14 protein-coding genes are annotated in these 18940 nt (G+C 73.6%); 1 reads left to right on the top strand and 13 read right to left on the bottom strand.

Going from position 1 to position 18940, the window contains the following annotated elements:
* Positions 1-10 precede the first annotated feature (10 nt).
* Genes K8U61_RS13375 through K8U61_RS13340 form a run of 7 tightly spaced genes read right to left on the bottom strand, consistent with a single transcriptional unit; the run spans position 11 to position 11095 of the window.
* Positions 11-1141, bottom strand: a complete 1131-nt coding sequence (locus K8U61_RS13375; protein ID WP_224123528.1) for a M20/M25/M40 family metallo-hydrolase — start codon at positions 1139-1141, stop codon at positions 11-13.
* Positions 1141-4431 carry a serine hydrolase gene (locus tag K8U61_RS13370; RefSeq protein ID WP_224123527.1) on the bottom strand — a complete coding sequence of 1097 codons (3291 nt, stop codon included), beginning with the start codon at positions 4429-4431 and terminating at the stop codon, positions 1141-1143. Before K8U61_RS13370 ends, K8U61_RS13375 begins: the two co-directional genes overlap by 1 nt.
* A complete protein-coding gene (locus K8U61_RS13365) occupies positions 4428-5177 on the bottom strand; it encodes an ABC transporter ATP-binding protein (protein WP_224123526.1) in 750 nt (249 codons plus the stop codon). The genes K8U61_RS13370 and K8U61_RS13365 overlap by 4 nt, the downstream gene beginning before the upstream one ends.
* The gene (locus tag K8U61_RS13360; RefSeq protein ID WP_224123525.1) at positions 5174-7093 is read right to left on the bottom strand and encodes a dipeptide/oligopeptide/nickel ABC transporter permease/ATP-binding protein; all 1920 of its coding nucleotides are present in this window, start codon (positions 7091-7093) and stop codon (positions 5174-5176) included. The genes K8U61_RS13365 and K8U61_RS13360 overlap by 4 nt, the downstream gene beginning before the upstream one ends.
* Positions 7094-7102: 9 nt before the next feature.
* Positions 7103-8101, bottom strand: a complete 999-nt coding sequence (locus tag K8U61_RS13355; protein WP_224123524.1) for an ABC transporter permease — start codon at positions 8099-8101, stop codon at positions 7103-7105.
* A 13-nt stretch (positions 8102-8114) separates the two neighbouring features.
* Positions 8115-9662 carry an ABC transporter substrate-binding protein gene (locus tag K8U61_RS13350; RefSeq protein ID WP_263427119.1) on the bottom strand — a complete coding sequence of 516 codons (1548 nt, stop codon included), beginning with the start codon at positions 9660-9662 and terminating at the stop codon, positions 8115-8117.
* 44 nt (positions 9663-9706) lie between these two features.
* On the bottom strand, positions 9707-11095 hold the full coding sequence (locus K8U61_RS13340; RefSeq protein WP_224123523.1) for a serine hydrolase domain-containing protein: 1389 nt from the start codon (positions 11093-11095) through the stop codon (positions 9707-9709).
* Between the two features lie 116 nt (positions 11096-11211).
* On the opposite strand from K8U61_RS13340, the gene K8U61_RS13335 reads away from it, so the two are divergent.
* A complete protein-coding gene (locus tag K8U61_RS13335) occupies positions 11212-11457 on the top strand; it encodes an ACT domain-containing protein (RefSeq protein ID WP_224123522.1) in 246 nt (81 codons plus the stop codon).
* Here the strand turns inward: K8U61_RS13335 and K8U61_RS13330 are convergent.
* The 6 genes from K8U61_RS13330 to K8U61_RS13305 are packed head-to-tail and all read right to left on the bottom strand — an operon-like array spanning position 11420 to position 18902.
* Positions 11420-12340, bottom strand: a complete 921-nt coding sequence (locus K8U61_RS13330) for a PorA family protein (RefSeq protein WP_224123521.1) — start codon at positions 12338-12340, stop codon at positions 11420-11422. The genes K8U61_RS13335 and K8U61_RS13330 overlap by 38 nt on opposite strands.
* Positions 12337-13446, bottom strand: a complete 1110-nt coding sequence (locus K8U61_RS13325) for an MBL fold metallo-hydrolase (RefSeq protein ID WP_263427118.1) — start codon at positions 13444-13446, stop codon at positions 12337-12339. The genes K8U61_RS13330 and K8U61_RS13325 overlap by 4 nt, the downstream gene beginning before the upstream one ends.
* Positions 13437-14978, bottom strand: a complete 1542-nt coding sequence (gene mhpA / locus K8U61_RS13320) for a bifunctional 3-(3-hydroxy-phenyl)propionate/3-hydroxycinnamic acid hydroxylase MhpA (protein ID WP_224123520.1) — start codon at positions 14976-14978, stop codon at positions 13437-13439. The genes K8U61_RS13325 and mhpA overlap by 10 nt, the downstream gene beginning before the upstream one ends.
* Positions 14975-16822: an acyl-CoA synthetase gene (locus K8U61_RS13315; RefSeq protein WP_224123519.1), complete on the bottom strand. Its 1848-nt coding sequence runs from the start codon at positions 16820-16822 to the stop codon at positions 14975-14977. The genes mhpA and K8U61_RS13315 overlap by 4 nt, the downstream gene beginning before the upstream one ends.
* Positions 16810-17760 carry a fumarylacetoacetate hydrolase family protein gene (locus K8U61_RS13310; protein ID WP_224123518.1) on the bottom strand — a complete coding sequence of 317 codons (951 nt, stop codon included), beginning with the start codon at positions 17758-17760 and terminating at the stop codon, positions 16810-16812. The genes K8U61_RS13315 and K8U61_RS13310 overlap by 13 nt, the downstream gene beginning before the upstream one ends.
* Positions 17757-18902 (bottom strand): VOC family protein, encoded by a 1146-nt coding sequence (locus K8U61_RS13305; protein ID WP_224123517.1) that lies wholly within the window; start codon positions 18900-18902, stop codon positions 17757-17759. Before K8U61_RS13305 ends, K8U61_RS13310 begins: the two co-directional genes overlap by 4 nt.
* Positions 18903-18940 lie beyond the last annotated feature (38 nt).

Raw genomic sequence — 18940 nt, 5'->3', positions numbered from 1 at the left:
TCCGGGCTCGTCATGGTCGTGCCGCACCAGTCGGTTCGGGACGGTTCGTCGGGTGCGCCAGCAGGTCGGCGACCAGCGCGTGGAGGAGCAGCGTGCGGGACGGGATCTCGTCGACCAGGACGTGCTCGTCGGCCGCGTGGGCTCCCCCGCCGACGGCGCCGAGGCCGTCGAGGGTGGGGGTGCCGACGCCGGCGGTGAAGTTGCCGTCGGACGCACCGCCGACGGCCGCGGACCCGGGCACCGGGAGCCCCCGTCGTACGGCGAGGGCGCGGACGCGGTCGTAGAGGGCCGCCGAGTCGGCGGCCGCGAGCGGCGGGCGGTTGATGCCACCGGTGACCACCAGCTCGGCCCCGGGGAGCACCGGTGACAGCGCCCGCATCGCGGCGTCGACCCGCTCCTGCTCGGCGAGCGTCGTGGCGCGGACGTCGACGGAGAAGGAGCCGCCGGCCGGGACGGTGTTGGTGGTGGTGCCGGCCGCGAGCACGGTCGGCGTCACGGTGGTGCCGGCCTCGGGACGGCCGAGCTCGGCGACCGCGAGCGCCTGGTGGGCGAGCTCGAGGGTCGCGTTGACCCCGCGCTCGGGCTCCAGCCCGGCGTGGGCGGCCCGGCCGATCACCCGGACGTCGTACATCGACGCGCCCTTGCGCTCGGTCTTGATCGCGCCGCCGTCGGCCGAGGCCTCGAGCACCAGCGCCGCCTCGGCGCCGCGGGCCTCGTCCTCGATCAGGGTCCGCGAGGTCAGGGAGCCGACCTCCTCGTCGCCGGTGACCAGGATCGTGACGCCGTCGCGGTCGTCGAGCAGCGCGGCCGCGTGCAGCGCCATCGCGACGCCCACCTTCATGTCGAAGCAGCCGGGGCCCCGCAGCACGCCGTCGACGACCGCGCACGGGTGGTCGGCGAGCGAGCCGAGCGGCCACACGGTGTCGTGGTGGCCGAGCAGCAGCACCCGCGTCGGGCCGCCGAGGCGCCAGCGCAGGTGGGTGACGCCGTCGACCACGATCCGCTCGGGCGGCAGTCCGAGCCGCCGCTCGCCCTGGCGGGCGACGACGTCGGCGGAGCGGGCGACGGCGGCGAGGTCGGTCGAGGGCGACTCGCACTCGACGAGCTCGCGGACGTCGGCCAGCAGGGAGTCGAGATCCATCAGTCGACCCTCGGGGTCGCGCGGACGCCGAAGTGCACGTAGCGCTCGCCGGTCGGCAGCTCGTAGAAGGTGACCGGCGCCCAGGTGTCGGCCTCCGGCGGCCGGACCGCGAAGAGCGCGGGACCGACCGGGACCAGGGGGTACTCGTCGACCGGGTCCGGCACCATCTCGGCGAGCGGGCCGAGCACCGTCGTGCGCAGGGTCGGACCGTTGCCGTCCTCGCCGGCCAGGACCTCCATCCGCACCGAGGAGCGGGCGTAGGTGCCGACGTAGGGCGCGATGTCGACGTCGACCGGCTCGGCCGGCGGCGCGAACGGCGTCGCCATCTCGACGCCGGCGACCTCACGGAAGACCTCGCGGTAGAGGTCCTCGTAGAGGTCGCGGGTGTGGCCGCCGTTGGTGAGCAGCGCGACCGCGAGCGGGCCGTGGTCGTCGGTGGCGGGCAGCAGCCGCAGGAAGCCGGCCTGGCCGAGCGTGTTGCCGTCGTGACCGACGAGCCGCTCGCCGTCCCAGCCGAAGCGGATCCAGCCCAGGCCCCAGGAGTCGCCGAGGATGTACTTGTCGGGCAGGTCGGCCTCGTGGCGGGTCATCGCCTCGGTCGAGGCCGGCGACAGGACCTGCGTGCCGTCCGGCGCGCGTCCCTCGGAGAGGTGCATCCGCGCGAAGCCGAGCACGTCGCGGACGGTCGACTTGATCAATCCGGCCGGACCCACCGAGCGCGGCAGGTCCCAGACAGGGGTGGGCATCTGGCCGTCCGGGCCGTCGACGTGGCCGACCGCGGCGGCGAAGAGGATCGCCTCCTCGGCGAGGGTGACGGTGTGGTCGAGGCCGAGCGGGGTGAAGAGCCGCTCGCTCATGGCCTGGTCCCAGGTCTGCTCGGTGAGCACCTCGATGACGCGTCCGAGCAGGGACCAGCCGGAGTTGCAGTAGGACCAGGTGGCGCCGAGCGGGTGGTTCTGCGCGACGTCGGCCAGCAGCGCGACGTACTTCTCCAGGCAGTCGTCGCCGCGGCCGGTGTCGGTGAAGACGTCGCCGTCGATGCCGCTGGTGTGGGTGAGCAGGTGCCAGATGGTCAGCTGCTTGGTGACGTCCGGGTCGGAGAGCTGCAGCTCGGGGAGCACCTCGACGACCGGGGTGTCGAGCGCGATCCGGCCCTCGTCGACCAGCTGCATGACCACGGTCGCGGTCCACACCTTGCTGATCGAGCCGATCTGGAAGACCGAGTCGGTCGTCGCCGGCTGCCCGGTACGGACGTTGAGGACGCCGTACGCCGCCTCGACCATGTCCCAGCTCCGGTCGTCCCCGTCGAGGATGCCGAGCTGCGCGCCCGGTACGTGGTGCTTGCGGGCGAGCACCTCGAGGCGGCGCTGCCAGTGGGCGAGGTCGAGGCGCGGTCGGCCGCCACGCTCGACGTACTGGTCGAGCCAGGCCACCACGCGGCGGTTGTAGTCGATCCGGTGCGAGGGGCGGCCGAGCAGGATGAAGACGTGCGAGGCGCCCGGGTAGAGCACCAGCTCGGTCGGGACGCCGCGCTGGCGCAGGGAGGTGTGCCACTGCTGGGCCTGGCCGACCGGGCAGGTCAGGTCGTCCTGGCCGTGGAGGACCAGCGTCGGGGTGGTCACCCGGTCGACGCGGGTCAGCGGCGACATCTCGGCGTACCGCGCGGCCGACTCCCACGGGGTGCCGCCCAGCTCGTAGCGGGCCATCAGCGGGCCGTCGTCGCTGGAGCCGTACTCGCTCACGAGGTCGCTGACCACGCCGCCCGCGACGGCCGCCTTGAAGCGGTCGGTGGTGCCGGTGAGCCAGCAGCTGGTGAAGCCGCCGTAGCTGTAGCCGGTGATGGCGAGCCGGTCGCCGTCGACCAGGCCCTCGGCGACGAGCGCGTCGATCGGCTCGAGGAAGTCCTGCGCGTCCGCGACGCCCCAGCCGCCGTCGACGCCGCGGTAGAAGCCCTCCCCGTAGCCGTCGCTGCCGCGCGGGTTGACCAGCAGCACCGCCCAGCCGCGGGCGGCGAGCTCCTGGTGGTAGAGGTGCATCTCGTCGGCCGCGGCGTTCCACGCGTTGTGGGGGCCGCCGTGCACGTCGAGCAGCAGCGGCAGCGGGCCCTCCCGCTCGGGGTCGCGGACCAGCCAGGCCTGCACCTCGGTGCCGTCGGAGACGGTGAAGGTCCGCTCCTCGCGGACGAAGAGCTCGACCTCGGCGAGGCCGGCGCCGTGGTCGGTCAGCACGGTCTCGGTGCCGGTGGTCAGGTCGAGCGCGACGATCTCGCCGTACGACGTGGGCGTGGCGAGCGCGACCACGGCGGTCGTGCCCGCGACCGAGAGGCCGGAGACGACGCGGCCGGCGCCGGCCAGCACGGGTCCGTCCTCGTCGTGGAGGTGGGAGCAGCCGTGGTCGCGGACCGCGAAGAGCACGCGGCCGCCCTCGGTCTCCGCCGGCAGCGCGCCGGGGTAGGCCGGGCCGCCGGGCATCACGTTGCGGTCGAGGTGTGCGGCCAGGTCGACGACCGGGCCGCCGTCGAGCGGGACGCGCAGGAGGTGCGCGTGGCCGAGCTCCAGCCCGGGGTGGCCGACGACCAGGAGGCTGGCGCCGTCACGGCTGAAGGAGACGGTGCCGGCGATGCCGTCCTCGAGGGCGACCACCCGCGGCTGCGCCTTCGGGTCGTCGACGTCGAGGAGGTGGACGGCGGTCCGGAAGGTGAGGTCGCTGTCCGCGCCGACCCTGCGGGTGAAGGCGATGGTGCGGCCGTCCGCCGCCCAGGCCGGGCTGCCGACGTGGTCGCCGTCGGTGACCTGCCGGAGCTCGCGGGTGCCGAGGTCCAGGACGTGCAGCTGACCGCGGACCGCGCCGAAGACGCCGGCGCCGTCGGCCTGGTAGTCGACCCGTCGGGTGACCAGGGGGCCCTTCCCGTCGGTCGGGTCGACGGGGGCGGCGAAGGCGATCCGCTCGCCGTCCGGGCTCCACACCGGGGCACCGGCGCCGAGCGGCAGGTCGGTGACCTGCTCGGGCTCGCCGCCCTCGGCGCCCAGGACGTGCACCTGGCCCTCGCGCAGGAAGGCGAGCCGGGTGCCGTCCGGCGACCAGGCGGGGCTCGAGTCGCCGGTGCCGACGGTCAGCCGGCGCGGCGTGCCACCCGCGGCGGGGACGGTCCAGAGCCGGTCGACGGGACGGTCGGCCTCGGCGTCGAGCGTGCGGAGCACGTAGACGACGCGGGTGCCGTCCGGGGAGAGCGCGGGCTGCGAGGGCACCGCGATGTCGATGAGGTCGTCGATGCGCTGGCGGCGGGTCATCGGGGACTCCTGGTCTCGTGGTGGCGTCCGGGTACGGCGGCGAGCAGCTCGCGCGTGTAGTCGTGGTCGGGGCGGGCCAGCACCTCGGCGGTCGGCCCCTCCTCGACGATGCGGCCGTCGCGCATCACCGCGACGTGGGTGGCGACGTAGCGGACCACCGCGAGGTTGTGCGAGATGAAGAGCATCGAGAGGCCGAGCTCGCGCTGGAGCTCGCGCACCAGGTTGAGCACCGCGCCCTGGATGGAGACGTCGAGCGCGGAGGTGATCTCGTCGGCGATCACGACGGCCGGGCGGCCGGCGAGCGCCCGGGCGAGCGCGACCCGCTGGCGCTGGCCGCCGGAGAGCTCCGAGGGACGGGCGCCGGCCCGGGCCGGGTCGAGGTGGACGAGCTCGAGCAGCCGCTCGACCTCGGCCTTCCGGGCCGCGCGCGACGAGCCGGGCGGGATCGCCTCGGCGATGCTCTCGCCGATGCTCATCCGCGGGTCGAGCGAGGAGTAGGGGTCCTGGAAGACCATCTGCAGCGGGCGGTGGCGACCGCGGGAGGGCACCGGTGCGCCGGCGAGCGTGATCCGCCCGCCGGCGACCGGGGCGAGCCCGACCGCGGCCCGGGCGAGGGTGGACTTGCCGGAGCCGGACTCCCCCACGAGCCCGACCACCTCCCCCGCCGGCACGGTCAGGCTGACGCCGTCGACGGCACGCGTCGCGCCGTACTCGACGGTGACGTCCTCGAAGCGCAGGTCGCTCACGATGCCTCGACCTCCTCGCGCGGGGCGGGTACGACGAGATCGATCGCCTCGCCGGCGTGCCAGCAGGCGACCCGACGACCCGCGCCGTCGGTCACGAGCGCCGGCTCCTCGGTCGTGCAGCGGGCCGAGGCGAGCGGGCAGCGGGCCGCGTAGGCGCAGCCGGCGGGCACCTCGGACGGGTCGACCGGGCGGCCGGGGATCGTCGCGAGCGGCGCGTCGAGGTCGGTGTCCATGTCGGGCACGGCCGCGACCAGCGCCCGCGTGTAGGGGTGCCGCGCGCCGGTCGCGAGGTCGGCGGCCGGCAGGTCCTCGACGATCCGGCCGGCGTACATCACCATCACCCGGTCGCAGACCTCGCCGACGACGGTGACGTCGTGGCTGATCAGCACCAGCGCGACGTCGTCGGCCGCGCGGATCGAGGCGAGCAGGTCGAGCACCTGCTGCTGCACGGTGACGTCGAGCGCGGTGGTCGGCTCGTCGGCGATGATCAGCGCGGGCGAGCCCATCAGGCCCATCCCGATCATCGCGCGCTGGCGCATGCCACCGGAGAACTCGTGGGGGTACTGGTGCGCCCGGCGCTCCGGCTCGGTGATCCGCACGGCGCGCAGCCGGTCGACCGCCCGCGCGAGAGCCGACCTCCTGTCCATCCCCTGGTGGTGGGTCGCGACCTCGGCGAGCTGGCGGCCCATCCGCTGGGTGGGGTTGAAGGAGGTCATCGGGTCCTGGAAGACCATTGCGAGGGAGGTGCCGAGGAACTGCCGCTGCGCCTTGTCGTCCCCCGCCCGCAGGTCCGTGCCGAGCAGCTCGAGGCGCGCCGCGTCGACGCGGCCCGGGTCCCCGACCAGGCGCGAGACCGCCAGCGCCGTCAGCGACTTGCCCGAGCCGGACTCGCCGACGACGCCGACCGCCTCGCCGCGTCGTACGGCGAAGGTGACGCCACGGACCGGCCGGACCGGACCACCCGGTCCGGGGAAGGTCACCTCGAGGTCGCGTACGTCGAGGACCAGCTCGCCGGCGGCGTGGCCGGTCGCCGCCACCTGAGCCTCGTCCTCGTCGAGCGTCGCGGCCATGGCCGGAAGCACGGGGAGGCGGCCGACGACGCTGACCCCGAGGGCCTTGGCGACCGACTCGCCGAAGAGGTTGAAGGCCAGTCCGGCGAGCAGCACGGCCGTGCCGGGCGCGAGCGCCGAGGCCGGGTTGACGTAGATGGAGGAGATGCCGTCGAAGAGCAGCCGGCCCCAGTCGTACTGGGGCTGCTGGACGCCGAGGCCGAGGAAGGACAGGCCGGCGAAGGCGAGCAGCGCACCGCCGGCGCTGATGGTCGTGTTGACGACGAGCGGCTCGGCGATGTTCGGCAGCACGTGGCGGAAGAGGATGCGGACCCGGCCGACGCCGGCGACCCGGGCGGCGGCGATGTAGTCGCGCGACTCGATGCCCGCGACCAGCGTCTGCGTCAGCCGCCCGAAGCCCGGGGCGCCGGCCAGCCCGATCGCGAGCACGGCGCCGGTCGCGCCGACGCCGAAGATCACGGCGAAGAAGAGCGCGAGCAGGATGCCGGGGAAGGCGACCGCGATGTTGATGCTCGCGGTGACGACCCGGCCCAGCCGCCGGCCGAGCAGGAACGCCGCGGTGCCGAGCAGCAGCCCGGCCACGACCGCGATCACGGTCGCGGCGAGCGCGAGCTCGACGGAGAGGCGGGTGGCGACGAGCGTGCGGAAGAAGATGTCGCGGCCGAGGTTGTCGGTGCCGGCCCAGTGGTCGCCGGACGGCCCGGCCAGGATGTTGCTGGTGTCGGTCGCGTCCGCGTCGTCGGTCCAGAGGATCGGTGCGACCACGGCGAGCACCAGGACCACCGCCGTCAGTGCGGTGGCCGCCAGGCCCAGCGGGCTGCGGAACACGTTCATCCAGCGGCGCATCGGGACCATCTAGTCCTCTCGGATCATCGAGCGCGGGTCGAGGACGGCGAGGGCGACGTCGACCAGGGTGTTCACGACCAGCACGCTGGCGCCGTACACGATCACGACGGCCTGCACGACCTGGTAGTCCTTGTTGAGGATCGAGGAGACGATGGTGCTGCCCAGCCCGGGCCAGGCGAAGACGTTCTCGACCAGCACCGTGCCGGCCACCATCGAGCCGAGGATCAGGCCGCCGATCGTGAGCGACGCGGTCAGCGCGTTGGGCAGCGCGTGCCCGAGGTAGACCGTCCGGGCCGGCAGCCGCTTCGCGCGCGCGGTTCGGACGAAGTCGGCCTCGAGCACGGTGACCATCTCGACCCGGATGATCCGGGACAGGATCGCGGCCGGGCCGATCGCCAGCGAGAGCACGGGCAGGACGTACGCCGAGGGCGTGTCGTCGCCCGCGACCGGCAGCCAGCCGAGGTGGACGCCGAACACGTAGACGAGGCCGACGCCGACGAGGAAGTCGGGGATGATGCCGAGCACGACGCTGGTCGTGGTGAAGGCGAGCTCGGTGCGGCGCCCGTGGCCGCGGCGGGTGAGGACGCCCATGAGGACACCGACGGGCACCGCGACGAGGACCGCGACGACGAAGGCCAGCAGCGCCAGCTGGAGGGTGGCCGGCAGCCGCTGGGACACGATCTCGGAGACCGGTAGCTGCGAGACGATCGAGGTGCCGAGGTCACCGGTGAAGAGGTGCTGCAGGTAGTGCCAGTACTGCACCAGGATCGGGTCGTCGAGGCCCATCTCCGCACGCTTCGCGGCCACCAGGCTCGCCGGCGCCGTCGGCCCGAGGGCCGCCCGCACCGGGTCGCCCGGGATCAGGTGGATCATCAGGAACGACGCGGTGACCAGCACCCACATGGACACCAGCAGGCGTCCGAGGCGTCGTACCCCGAACCGGACCCACGGGTGGGAGGCCACTCCCACCCGTGGGGACGCCGGGGCGACCGAGCTCGCCAGGGACATCAGTCGTCGTGCCTTACTTCGTCATCCGGATGCTGGTGGGCATGAACGTGCCGGGGTACTCGAACTCGGCGCCGTTGCCGTAGGTCTTCACCGCGCTGTTCGCGAAGGGCACGATGTCGGCCGCGGCCACGAGCTTCGACTCGGCGTCGAGCCAGGTGTCGCAGCCGTCGGTGCCGTTCATCGAGCTGGCCTGGGTGACCCCGTCGGTGTAGTCCTTGTTGTCGATCCCCGAGAAGTTGGTGCCGCCGTCGGCGAGGCCGGGGCCGGAGAGGAACGGCACCAGCTGGTCGGGGCTGTTCACGTTCAGCGGGACCCAGGCGATGTCCCAGTCGCCGGTGCCGAAGATCGCGCCCTGGAGCGCGGTCTCGTCGACGCCCTTGGCCGTGACGGTGGCGCCGGCGGCCTCCCACTCCTGGACGGCGAGCTCGGCCGCGGCGGAGACCGCGGACCCGGCGGCGCTGGAGTAGAGGAAGGTCAGCTTCTTGCCGGCGAGGACCGACTTCGCCGCGTCGACGTCCTGGGCCGGCAGCGACCCGGAGATCGAGTCACCCGGGCAGGAGACCGGCTCGATGGCCGCGAACGTCGTGGCCGGACCGCCCGCGCCGGCGGTCGCGACCGAGGCGAGCTCCTTGAAGTCGATCGCCTGGGTCAGCGCCATCCGCACGGCGGCGTCGCTGGTCTCGTGGCCGGAGTTGTGGTTGTACCACTGCTCGCCCACCATCGCCGGCGTACTGGTGCTGAAGAGCTTGGCGGCGTCCAGGCGCTTGGCGTCCGGGCCCTGGATGGTCACGGCGTTGATGTCGCCCGAGAGGAGCAGGTTCGCGGCGGTGCCCTCGTTCTGCACGATCTTCACCACGATCGTGTCGGGCATCCCCTGGGTCGCCGTGGTGGCGCCGTCGGGGCCCCAGGTGTAGCCGTCCCGGATCTGGTAGGAGTAGTGGTCACCGGGCACGGCCTCGGTGAGCTCGTAGGGGCCGGTGCCGTCGGTGGTGTTCGCGAGGGACTTCCGGTCGTCCATGCCCTGGGCGCAGACCATCGGCAGGCTGGCCAGGCCGTTGAGCACGAACGGCGCCGGGGAGGCCAGCGTGATGGTCACGGTGCCGGCCGTGTCGTCGGCCTTCGCGGTCGCGCCCGCCGGGATGAACGTGCCGAGGTAGGGGCTCTTGTTCTTCACGTCGGCGACGTAGTTGATGTTGTCCGCGGCCATCGTCGCCGTGAAGTCGGCGCCGTCGGAGCAGGTGATGCCGCTGCCCAGGGTGAGGGTGACGGTCGTCCCGTCCACCTTCCAGTCGGTCGCGAGCTGCGACTCGATCTCGCCGGTCTTGCCGTCGACGGACACCAGGTTGTCGTAGGCGATCTGGTTGACGGTGAAGAGCTGGGTGCTGGCCGAGGACTGGGGATCGAGCTTCCCCGGGTCACCGGCCATCGAGAGGGTGAAGGTGCCACCGCTGACGTACTCGCTGTCACCTCCCCCGCCGGACGAGCCGTCGCTGCTGCCCCCGCAGGCGGCGAGCAGGGCGGCGGTGATGCAGAGACCGAGAGCGGAGGCGGCGACCTTCATGGGCGGTTCCTGTCTGGCGGTGGTGGCGGTGGTGGCGGTGCGGGTCAGCTGTCGGCACGCCGGACGGCGCGACCGATGTGGAGGTAGAGGGCGCGACCCTGCCCGTCGTCCCCGAGGAACGCGTGCGGGAGGTGCATGCCCCGCTCGGCCTCGGCCGGGATCAGGCTGTCGTCGCGGTAGGGGACGAGCTCCTTGCGCTCCGGCTGCTCGCCGAGCTCCTCGAAGAGGCCCTTGGGGACCGTCTCGATCCAGATCCGGCCGTCGTCGTCCTGGGTGACGTTCAGGTCGAAGACCTCGGCCGAGTAGGTGCCCAGGTAGCGGCTCGCGTCGATCTGCCGCGGCTCGGCCGGGGGCACGGGCATCGGCGGGAGGGTGGCGTCGCTCAGCTCACCGAGCACGTGGTCGTAGAGGTCGTGGTAGAGCGAGAGCACGTCGCCGCCGTTGGTGAGCAGCGCGACGGCGAGGCCGGCCTCGGGGACCATCCGCAGGAAGGCGTTCTGGCCGATCGTGCTGCCGTCGTGGCCCACGATGTCCCCGTCGGCCGTGTCGAAGCGCTCGAAGCCGAGACCCCACGACGTGCCCATCACGCCGAGGTAGGGCAGCTCCACCGCCTTCGCCTGCATCCGGGCGGCGGTGCCGGGCGCGAGCACCGGGGTGCCGTCGGCCGCCTGTCCGTCGCGGAGGTGCATCTGGGCGAAGGCGAGCAGGTCGCGCGGGCGCATCGAGAGCTGGGAGCCGGCCGGTGCGTTCGACCGGGCGAACGACCAGACTGGGGCGGGCTGGTAGCCGGCGCCGGGCTCGAGCTCGACGTGGCCCATCGCGGCCCGGAACATGATCGCCTCGTACGGGCCGGCGGCCGCATGGGTGAGGCCGAGCGGGGCGAAGAGGTGCTCGCGCAGGCAGTCGTCGTACGACTTCTCGCGCAGCACCTCGACGAGGCGGCCGAGGACGCAGTAGCCGGCGTTGTTGTAGGAGAAGCGCTCGCCCGGCGGGAAGAGCTGGGGCACGTCGTGGAGGACGCCGAGGTACTTCTCGACGCAGTCGTCGCCGACGCCGGTGTCGGTGAAGATGTCGCCCTCGAAGCCCGCGGTGTGGGTGAGCAGCATCCGCACCGTGATCGAGGCGGCGGCGCTCTCGTCGCGGACCCGGAAGTCCGGCAGGTAGGTGCGGACGGTCTCGTCGAGGTCGACGAGGCCCTCGTCGACCAGCTGCATCACCAGCGTGGCGGTCCACAGCTTGGTGATCGAGCCGATCTGGAAGAGGGAGTCGGCGGTCGCCTCGACGCCGGTCCCCTTGTTGAGGAGCCCGGCGGCGCCGTCGACGACGTCGCCGTCCTTGAGGACGGCCCAGGCCGCACCCGGGACGTCGTACTTCGCCAGGAGCCCGGGGAGGGTGTCCTCGACCCAGGCCTGTACGTCGTTGAGAGTGCCCACGACGGCAACGTAGGAGCCGCGCCGTCCGCGATGTTCGTCCGATCCGACGACATGAGCCGTGCCGGTTCGTCGTAGCGGACCACGGCGCAGGCGGGCGGCGGCCCTACGTTGGCGGCATGACCCGCCGGCTGCACGTCACCGCCGTGCACCGCAACGCGCTCCTCGGCCGGCTCACCGCACTGCTCGGCCCGCACGACGTCAGCGGCTTCAGCTACCGCACCGTCCCCGACGGGCGCGCCCACGTGGTCGTGGACGTCGAGGGCGACGACTGGCAGGTCGACCGCGTCGCCGCGAAGCTGACCCGCGTCGTCGACGTGGTCGAGGTCAGCGCCGCGTGCGAGGCGACAGCGCCAGGAGCGTGAGGCCGACCAGCAGCAGCGGCACCCCCGCCCCGAGCCCGACCGCCGGCACCACGACCTCGAGCAGCTGCAGCGTCGCGAGGCTCTTCCGGGCCTCCTCGACGTTGGCCCGCACCTGGTCGTCGGTCAGCCGGAGGTCGAGGACCAGGATCGGGTCGATCCCGTGGGCGATCCGCTCCTGGTGGACCACCTGGTCGACGATCACCCCGGTCGTGGGCTCGACGTCGAAGGTGTACGTCGCGTCGTAGGTGCCCTCGATGTCCCCGACGAGGACCACCGGTCCGACGCTCGATGCGTAGGAGTACTCGTACACCTCGAGACCGTCGACCTCCTGCACGCCCTGGTACGTCGCCTCGACGGCGGCGCCCACGATGTCGTCCCACACCGGGTAGGTCCGCTTCTCGGCGTGGAAGGGCCACTTGTTCTGGAGTCCGCTCGGCTGGGGGGTGCCCGCCGGCAGGTAGCCGTCGTCGGACACGGCCTCGGCCGTCACCCGGTCGGTGACGAAGAGCCGCTCGTCGACGTTGATCAGGCGGGCGTCGGGGTCGTCGGCGTCCACGCAGCCGTCGATCCCGTCCTCGTCGCGCACCAGGCACAGCGAGGTGGACCAGACGGCGACGTCGTGGTCGGAGCGGGCCGCATCGACGGCGTGGTGGCTGAAGGCCAGGACGGGGCCCTCGTGGAGCTCTCCGTCGGCCCCCAGCACGCTGGCGGACCCGGAGAGGAGCGTCGCCTTGTCGGTGTCGAGCGGCGTCCGCTCGACCTGCCCGGGCACCCAGGTCAGCGCGATCACCCCGGCGGTCGCGAGGAAGGCGCCGAGCGCCGCCAGTGTCAGCGGGACCGCCCGACGCATCCTGGGGCGCAGGGTGAGGTTGCGCGCGCTCACTCCCCGACCGTGAGCACCGTGAGGTCGTGGCCGACGACGACCTCGCCGTCGTACCCCTGCTGCGCCTTGGTCTGCCAGTTGGAGTCCGGGACCAGGTTGGTGCCCGGCGACAGGTGGTGGAGCACGAGCTTCTTCGCGCCGGCGGCCTGCGCGATCCCCCCGACCTCGGTCGCATCCGTGTGGCTCTCGGCGAGGTGGCCGTACTGGGTGTCGTCGACGCCGCCCGCGGACTTCACGAGCGCCAGGTCGATGACCTCGTGCAGGAGGAGGTCGGTGTCCCGGGCGAGGGTCACGACGTTGGGGATCGCCGCGGTGTCGCCGCTGATGGCGACCGAGCCGTACTGCGAGTCGAAGCGGAAGCCGAAGGACGGGAAGACCGGCGGGTGCTTCACCAGGGTCGCCGTGACGGTCACGTAGCCGTCCTTCATCACCTGGAAGGGCTCCATCGCCGGCGCGACCGGGCCGTGCGGCTTGGCCTTGACCTTCTTGGGCAGCTCGATCTCCTTGACCTTGATCATCGTGCGGATGTCGGGCCAGCCCTGGTCGCGCATCCGGATGTTGATGTCGTACGCCGCCGCGGCGATGGCGCCGTCGATGAAGCCCTTGGTGCCCGGGGTCGGGTCGCTCGGGTGCACGACGGCATCGGTACCGCCCTCGCGCACCTTCGGGAGCGCACCCGGGCGACCCGGACCCCAGATCTTGAGCGGCCGCATCATGGCCGGGCCGAGCGTCGACCCGCCGCCGAAGCGCAGCCAGGGCAGGGTGAAGAGGTCGGCGATGTGGTCGGAGTGCAGGTGGGTGACGAAGACGCCGCGCAGGTCGGAGGCCTGGAGCCCGGCGTTGAAGAACTGGTCGTAGGCGCCGTGGCCCAGGTCGACCAGGTAGACGCGGCCGTCGACGACGATCGCGGTGGAGATGCCGAGCCGGCCGGCGACCGGCGGCGGGCCGCCGGCGGTGCCGAGCAGCACCACGTGCATGCCGGTCCTCGGCACGGAACGGGCGACGGTGGCGGCCTGCGCGGGCCCGGCCGCGAGGCCGGTCGCGGCCACGGCGGCTCCGGCTCCTGCGGCGGCGGTGCCCAGGACCTGGCGGCGGTTCATCTCCATGCGTGTTCTCCCTGGCTGGTGCGGTCGGTGGTGCGGTCGGTGGTGCGGTCGGTCGGGTGGAAGGTCGGCAGGAGCTCGGCGAGCGCGGCGGCGCTCGGACCGGCGGCCTGGACGGTGGCGTCGGGGCGGACCAGCGCGGCCCGCACCCGCTGGCTCTCCAGCCAGTCGCGGAGCGGGTCCCCCGGGGCGGTGTCGACGACGTGGCCGCCGCGGTGCTCGACGAGCGCGCGGTGGTACTGGTCGAGCGCGCCCGAGGTCACCAGGGCGAAGCGGCCGGCGGCCGGCGTCGCGTCGTACCGGCTGCCGCCCGGCACCTCCAGGTTGGGCAGGAGCCGGCCGGCCGGCCGGCGGCCGCGGACCCGCAGCGGCGGGGTGGCGCCGTCGACGATCTGCTCGCGCAGGCCGGGCAGGCGAGCGACCCGCGGGGCCGCGACGTTGCGGGCCAGGTCGCCGAGCCGGCCGCCCGCGGTCATCGCGCGGCCCATCCAGACCGCGACGCCGATCATCGTCCGGGCGTGGGGGGCGCGCTCCGCCTCGTACGTCGCGAGCCAGGACTCCTCGAGGTCGCCCGCGAGGACGCCGGCGAGCTTCCACGCCAGGTTGTGGGCGTCGCGCATCCCGGCTCCCATGCCCTGGCCGATGAACGGCGGCGTCAGGTGGGCGGCGTCGCCGAGGAGCAGGACCCGGCGGTCGCGCCAGCGGTCCGCGACCTGCGCACGGAAGGTGTACGACGCGACCCGGCGCAGCTCCAGGCCGGCGGTGCCGGCCGAGCCGGTCCAGGGCGCCAGCAGCGGCGCGAGGCGCTCGAGCCGGTCGAAGTCGTCGGTGGTCTCACCGTCGAGGAGCTGGAACTCCCAGCGGTAGCGGTCCGCGCCGATCCGCATGAACGTGGCGGCGCGGTGGGTGTCGCAGACCTGGTGCACGCCCTCCCAGGCGTCGAGGTCGCGCACGGTCTCGACGTCGACGACCAGCCAGCGCTGCTCGAAGCCCAGGTCGACCATGGCGGCGCCGATGGACGCGCGGACGACGCTGTTGGCGCCGTCGGCGCCGAGCACGTACGCCGCGTCGATCGTCTCGCGCTCTCCCGTGCGGCGGTCGGTGAAGCGGACCCGGACCCGGTCCCACGCGACCTGCTCGACCGCCTCGACCTCGACGTCGCCGCGGAAGGTGACCAGGTCGAGGGAGGCCAGGTGCTTGCGCAGCAGCCGCTCCAGGTCGGGCTGGTCGAACATGTTCGCCTGCGGGTAGCCGTGCACCCCCACCGGCTTGTCCCGGCGGAACTCCGCGAGCACCCGGTGCCCGGGGTCGAGGAGGCGCAGGCCGAGGGCGGGACGCGAGATCGCGGCGAACTCCTCGGCCAGGCCGAGCCGGCCGAGGATGCGGTGCACCTCGTCGTCGAGGTGCACGGCCCGCGGTTGCGGGTAGACGTCGGGCCAGCGGTCGAGGACGACCGAGGGGACGCCGTACCGCGCGAGCAGCGCGGCCGCGGTGACGCCGGTCGGCCCCGACCCGACGATGACGACGGGAGTCATCGCTCGACCCGCCAGGTCAGCGCGAAGGCGTCCAGCGCGGCAGCGACCGCGGCCTCGTCGGCACCGGCGTCGGCGGCAACGGTCACCACGACCCCGCCGTCGACCACCTCGGCCCGCACGTCCGCGACGCCCGCCAGGCCGTCGAGGGCCTCGGCGACCGCGCGCCGCGCGGCGTCGGCACGGAGCGGCAGCTTGAAGGGCTTGCCGACGCTCGTCAGCGGCAGCGCGTCGACCACGTGCACGGCCCGCGGCGCGGCGGCGGACTCGGTGACGTGCTCGCGCGCCCAGGCCAGCAGGTCGTCCTCGGCGACGTCGGCGGAGACCGTGACGTAGGCGACCGGGACCTCCCCCGAGTGCCGGTCCGGCATGCCGACGGCGTTGGCGCCGGTCACGGCGGGGTGCGCGAGCAGCGCGTCCTCCACGAGCGCCGGGTCGATGTTGTGTCCGCCGCGGATGATGAGGTCCTTGGCCCGACCGGTCAGGTGCAGGAAGCCGTCGCCGTCGACGAAGCCGAGGTCGCCGGTGTCGAGCCACCCGTCGCGCAGCTTGCCGAGGCCGTCGAGCACGAAGGTGCCGTCGTCCGCCCGGCCGGTGATGTAGCCCGGGAAGACCGCCGGCCCGTGGATCGCGACGGTGCCGACCGAGCCGGCCGGCAGGTCGACCCAGGCGCCGTCGTCGGCCACCCGCACCGCCTTCATCTGCTGGTAGGGGAAGCGCTGCCCGACGGCGCCCGGTCGCGGGTGACCGGCGAAGCTGCGGGCGCTCGCACACGTCGCCTCGGTCAGCCCGTAGCCCTCGACCAGCGGGACACCGGTGTGCTCCTCGAAGCCCCGGCGTACGCCGGGCGGCAGCATCGACGCACCGACGACCGCGAAGCGCAGGCCGCTGATGTCCGCGTCCACCGGCACCATGGTGAGGACGGCGTACACGGTCGGCACCGCGCTCATCGCCGTCACGCCGTAGCGCTCGACGAGCCGCCAGAAGCAGCCGTAGAGCGCGGGGTCCCGATAGCCGAGCGGGCCGGCCCACACGCCGTGCTGGCCGTGGAACATCGGCGCGAGCAGGGTCACGACGAGGGCGTTGACGTGGAAGAGCGGCAGCGCCGCGAAGATCGCGGCGTCCTCGGCGAGCGCGGAGTTGGCCGCCACCGACCACGCGTCGACGACCTCGTTGTGATGGGTGTGCGCGGCGAGCTTGGGCGCCCCGGTGGTGCCGCCGGTGTGGAAGAGCGAGGCGATGTCGTCCGCGACCGGCCGCTCCCCCTCGAAGCGGTCGGCCGGGCAGGCCGCGGCGGCCGCGGTGAGCCCGTCGGGTGACGGAGCGCCGGTCGGGTCCAGCCGGAGGACGGTCTCCACGGCGCCGGCGGCGAGCAGCTCCTGGGCGTGTGCCCAGATCGTGGCGTCGAGGTCGGGCCCGGCCGCCACGAGCACCCGGGCGCCGGACAGGTCGAGCAGGTGCCGGACGTGCTCCGCGGAGAGCGCGGCGTTGATCGGCGCGGCGATCCCGGCGAGCTCGGCGGCGAGCGTCGCGGTGACCAGCTGGTCGCAGTTGGGCGCGAGCAGCGCGACGGCGTCGGTGCGTCGAATCCCCTTGCTGCGAAGGAGATTCGCGACCCGGTGGACGTCGGCGAGCAGCTCTCCGTAGGTACGACGAACCGGCTCCTCCCAGCGCTCGGCGTCCGGCAGCACCACCAGCGCGGTCCGGTCCGGCCAGAGCTCGGCGGCCCGCGCCAGCACGTCGTACGTCGTCGCCGGCAGCCCCCGTTCCGCCAGCGGCACGGCCTCGATGTCGGCGAGGTCTGCGGGGTCGTCGTACGCCGTCGGGAAGAGCGTCACCGGGTCCACCGCACCGTGGTGCGCTGGACGCCGAGGTCGATGGCGCCGTCCGGGGTGGCGATGGACGCCTCGACGAGGTCGCCGTCCTGGAGGTACTTCGGGTTCTCGGCCTGGCGCTTGAAGAAGGCCCTCCACTTGACCGCCGGCGGCAGCAGCGCGCCGATGATCTCGATCGGCCGGGGCGGCGCCTTGAGAGCGGTGCCGCCCGGGGTGCCGGTGAGGACGAGGTCGCCGGGCGCGAGGCGCTGGAACCGCGCGAGGGCCGCGAGCGCCTGCACCGGGCTGTAGATCATGTCGCCGCCGGTGCTGTCCTGGCGGACCTCCCCGTTGACGCTCAGCCGCAGGCGGAGCTCGCGGAAGCGGCGGACCTCGGCCTCGTCGAGGAGCACCAGCCGCGGGCCGACCGGCGTGAAGGTCGGGTAGGACTTGGCCTCGTAGAACTGGGTCTTCGGCAGCTGCACGTCGCGCGCCGAGACGTCGTTGGTGACGACGAAGCCCGCGACGTACGACGACCAGCTCGCCTCGGTCACCTCGTCGCCCACCTCCAGGGCGGACCCGATGACCAGGCCGAGCTCGACCTCGTAGTCGAGGAAGCGCACGTGCGCCGGCCGCAGCACGTCGTCGACGGGCCCGCTGATCGACCCGGACGCCTTGCGGAAGAAGGTCAGCGGCACCGTCTCCGGATCCATGCCGGAGTCCTTGACGTGGCTGACGTAGTTGGTCATCTGGGCGACGACGCGGCACGGAGCGGTCACGGGCGAGACCAGGTCGAGGGTCGCGATGTCGACGGGGTCGGTGCCGCCCGCGCCGGCCGCGGCCGCCTCGATCGCGGCGCGATCGGCGAGCAGCTCGGCCGTGGTCGCGGCGTCGGTGGCGACGCGGGCCGCCGATCCGTCGGCGGTCAGCACCCACCAGGCGTCGGCGGTACGGAGGACGGAAAGGCTCATGAACGGGCCACCTTCATCAGGCCGCGGAGGCGCTCGAGATCCCACTCGTTGTCCTCGCGCAGCGCACGGATCATGGATCGGAGCTCGGCCGCCGACTCCCGGCCGGGAGCGACGCCGAGGAAGTCGCGGGTCGCCGGCGGACCCCACTGGGCGAGACCGGACGCGGTCATCGGGGCCCACCCCGGCTCGAGCGAGCAGTCGAACATGTCGCCGTCGCTGAAGTGCTCGACCAGGAAGCCGTCGGGGTCGCGCCAGTAGTCGAAGACCTGGCTGCCCTGGATGTGCCGGCCGATCCCCCACGAGCGCTGGTAGCCCTCGTCGAGCAGGTGCTGCCCGCCGGCGGCGAGCGCGTCGAGGTCGGCGACCTGGTAGGCCGAGTGCACGTAGCGGTTGCGCGGGCCGAGCGTCATCGCCAGCGTGTGGTGGTCGGCGGGCTCGTCGCCGCGGTCGCACCGGATGAAGCTCATCGTCGAGCCGCGGTGGCGCTGGCCGTCGAAGAAGAGGAAGTCGCTGACGATCAGACCGAGGTGCTCGAGGTACCAGTCGAGGGACTGCTGGTAGCGGACCGACTGGAGCACGACGTGGCCGAGCCGCTGGACCTTCGCGGGCTCGCGCGGCGGGCGCTGGGTGCCGTTGACCCGAGCGACGCCGTGGCCCTCGTTGCGGGTCAGGGGCTGCTGCGCGGGAAGCTCGGGCAGCACGTGGGTGCCGGCGACGACCCGGACGGGGAGGCCGCTGGGGTCGACCAGCTCGACGGCCGCTCCCCCGATCGACTCGGGCATCCGGCGTACGGCGGCGCCGGTGGCGTCCGCGAGCCGGACGAGGTCGGCCGCGTCGGCCGCCTGGAAGGTCGGGCCGAGGAAGCGGGTCTCGCCCTGCCGCAGGATCACGCAGGGAGCGCCCGCGTCGGTGCCGCGCAGCTGCACCTCGCCGGGCGCGACCGCCGCGGTGGTGAAGCCGAAGGCGTGCGCGAAGCGCTCGGCCGCCCGCAGGTCCGGCTTCGCGAACTCCAGCCACGCGATGTCGCGGACCTTGATGACCGGGTTGCGGTGTCGCCCCGGGTGCTCGCCGGGCAGGCCGCCCAGATCGCTGTGCAGGTCGCTGTGCGTGCCGTGCTGCGTGTCGTGCCCCGCTGTGGTCACCGCCACACCTCCTCAATCTGACGGAATCGTCACCTATG

Source organism: Nocardioides mangrovi (assembly GCF_020073815.1).
GTDB lineage: Bacteria > Actinomycetota > Actinomycetes > Propionibacteriales > Nocardioidaceae > Nocardioides > Nocardioides mangrovi.
Note: the sequence above shows the minus strand (reverse complement) of the source record. Positions and strands in the feature narration are given on the sequence as shown.

Excerpts from the sequence above, each read along its gene's own strand:
- K8U61_RS13375 (WP_224123528.1), bottom strand. The coding sequence starts at position 1,141 with ATGGATCTCGACTCCCTGCTGGCCGACGTCCGCGAGCTCGTCGAGTGC.
- K8U61_RS13370 (WP_224123527.1), bottom strand. The coding sequence starts at position 4,431 with ATGACCCGCCGCCAGCGCATCGACGACCTCATCGACATCGCGGTGCCC.
- K8U61_RS13360 (WP_224123525.1), bottom strand. The coding sequence starts at position 7,093 with ATGCGCCGCTGGATGAACGTGTTCCGCAGCCCGCTGGGCCTGGCGGCC.
- K8U61_RS13355 (WP_224123524.1), bottom strand. The coding sequence starts at position 8,101 with ATGTCCCTGGCGAGCTCGGTCGCCCCGGCGTCCCCACGGGTGGGAGTG.
- K8U61_RS13350 (WP_263427119.1), bottom strand. The coding sequence starts at position 9,662 with ATGAAGGTCGCCGCCTCCGCTCTCGGTCTCTGCATCACCGCCGCCCTG.
- K8U61_RS13335 (WP_224123522.1), top strand. The coding sequence starts at position 11,212 with ATGACCCGCCGGCTGCACGTCACCGCCGTGCACCGCAACGCGCTCCTC.
- K8U61_RS13325 (WP_263427118.1), bottom strand. The coding sequence starts at position 13,446 with ATGGAGATGAACCGCCGCCAGGTCCTGGGCACCGCCGCCGCAGGAGCC.
- mhpA (WP_224123520.1), bottom strand. The coding sequence starts at position 14,978 with ATGACTCCCGTCGTCATCGTCGGGTCGGGGCCGACCGGCGTCACCGCG.
- K8U61_RS13310 (WP_224123518.1), bottom strand. The coding sequence starts at position 17,760 with ATGAGCCTTTCCGTCCTCCGTACCGCCGACGCCTGGTGGGTGCTGACC.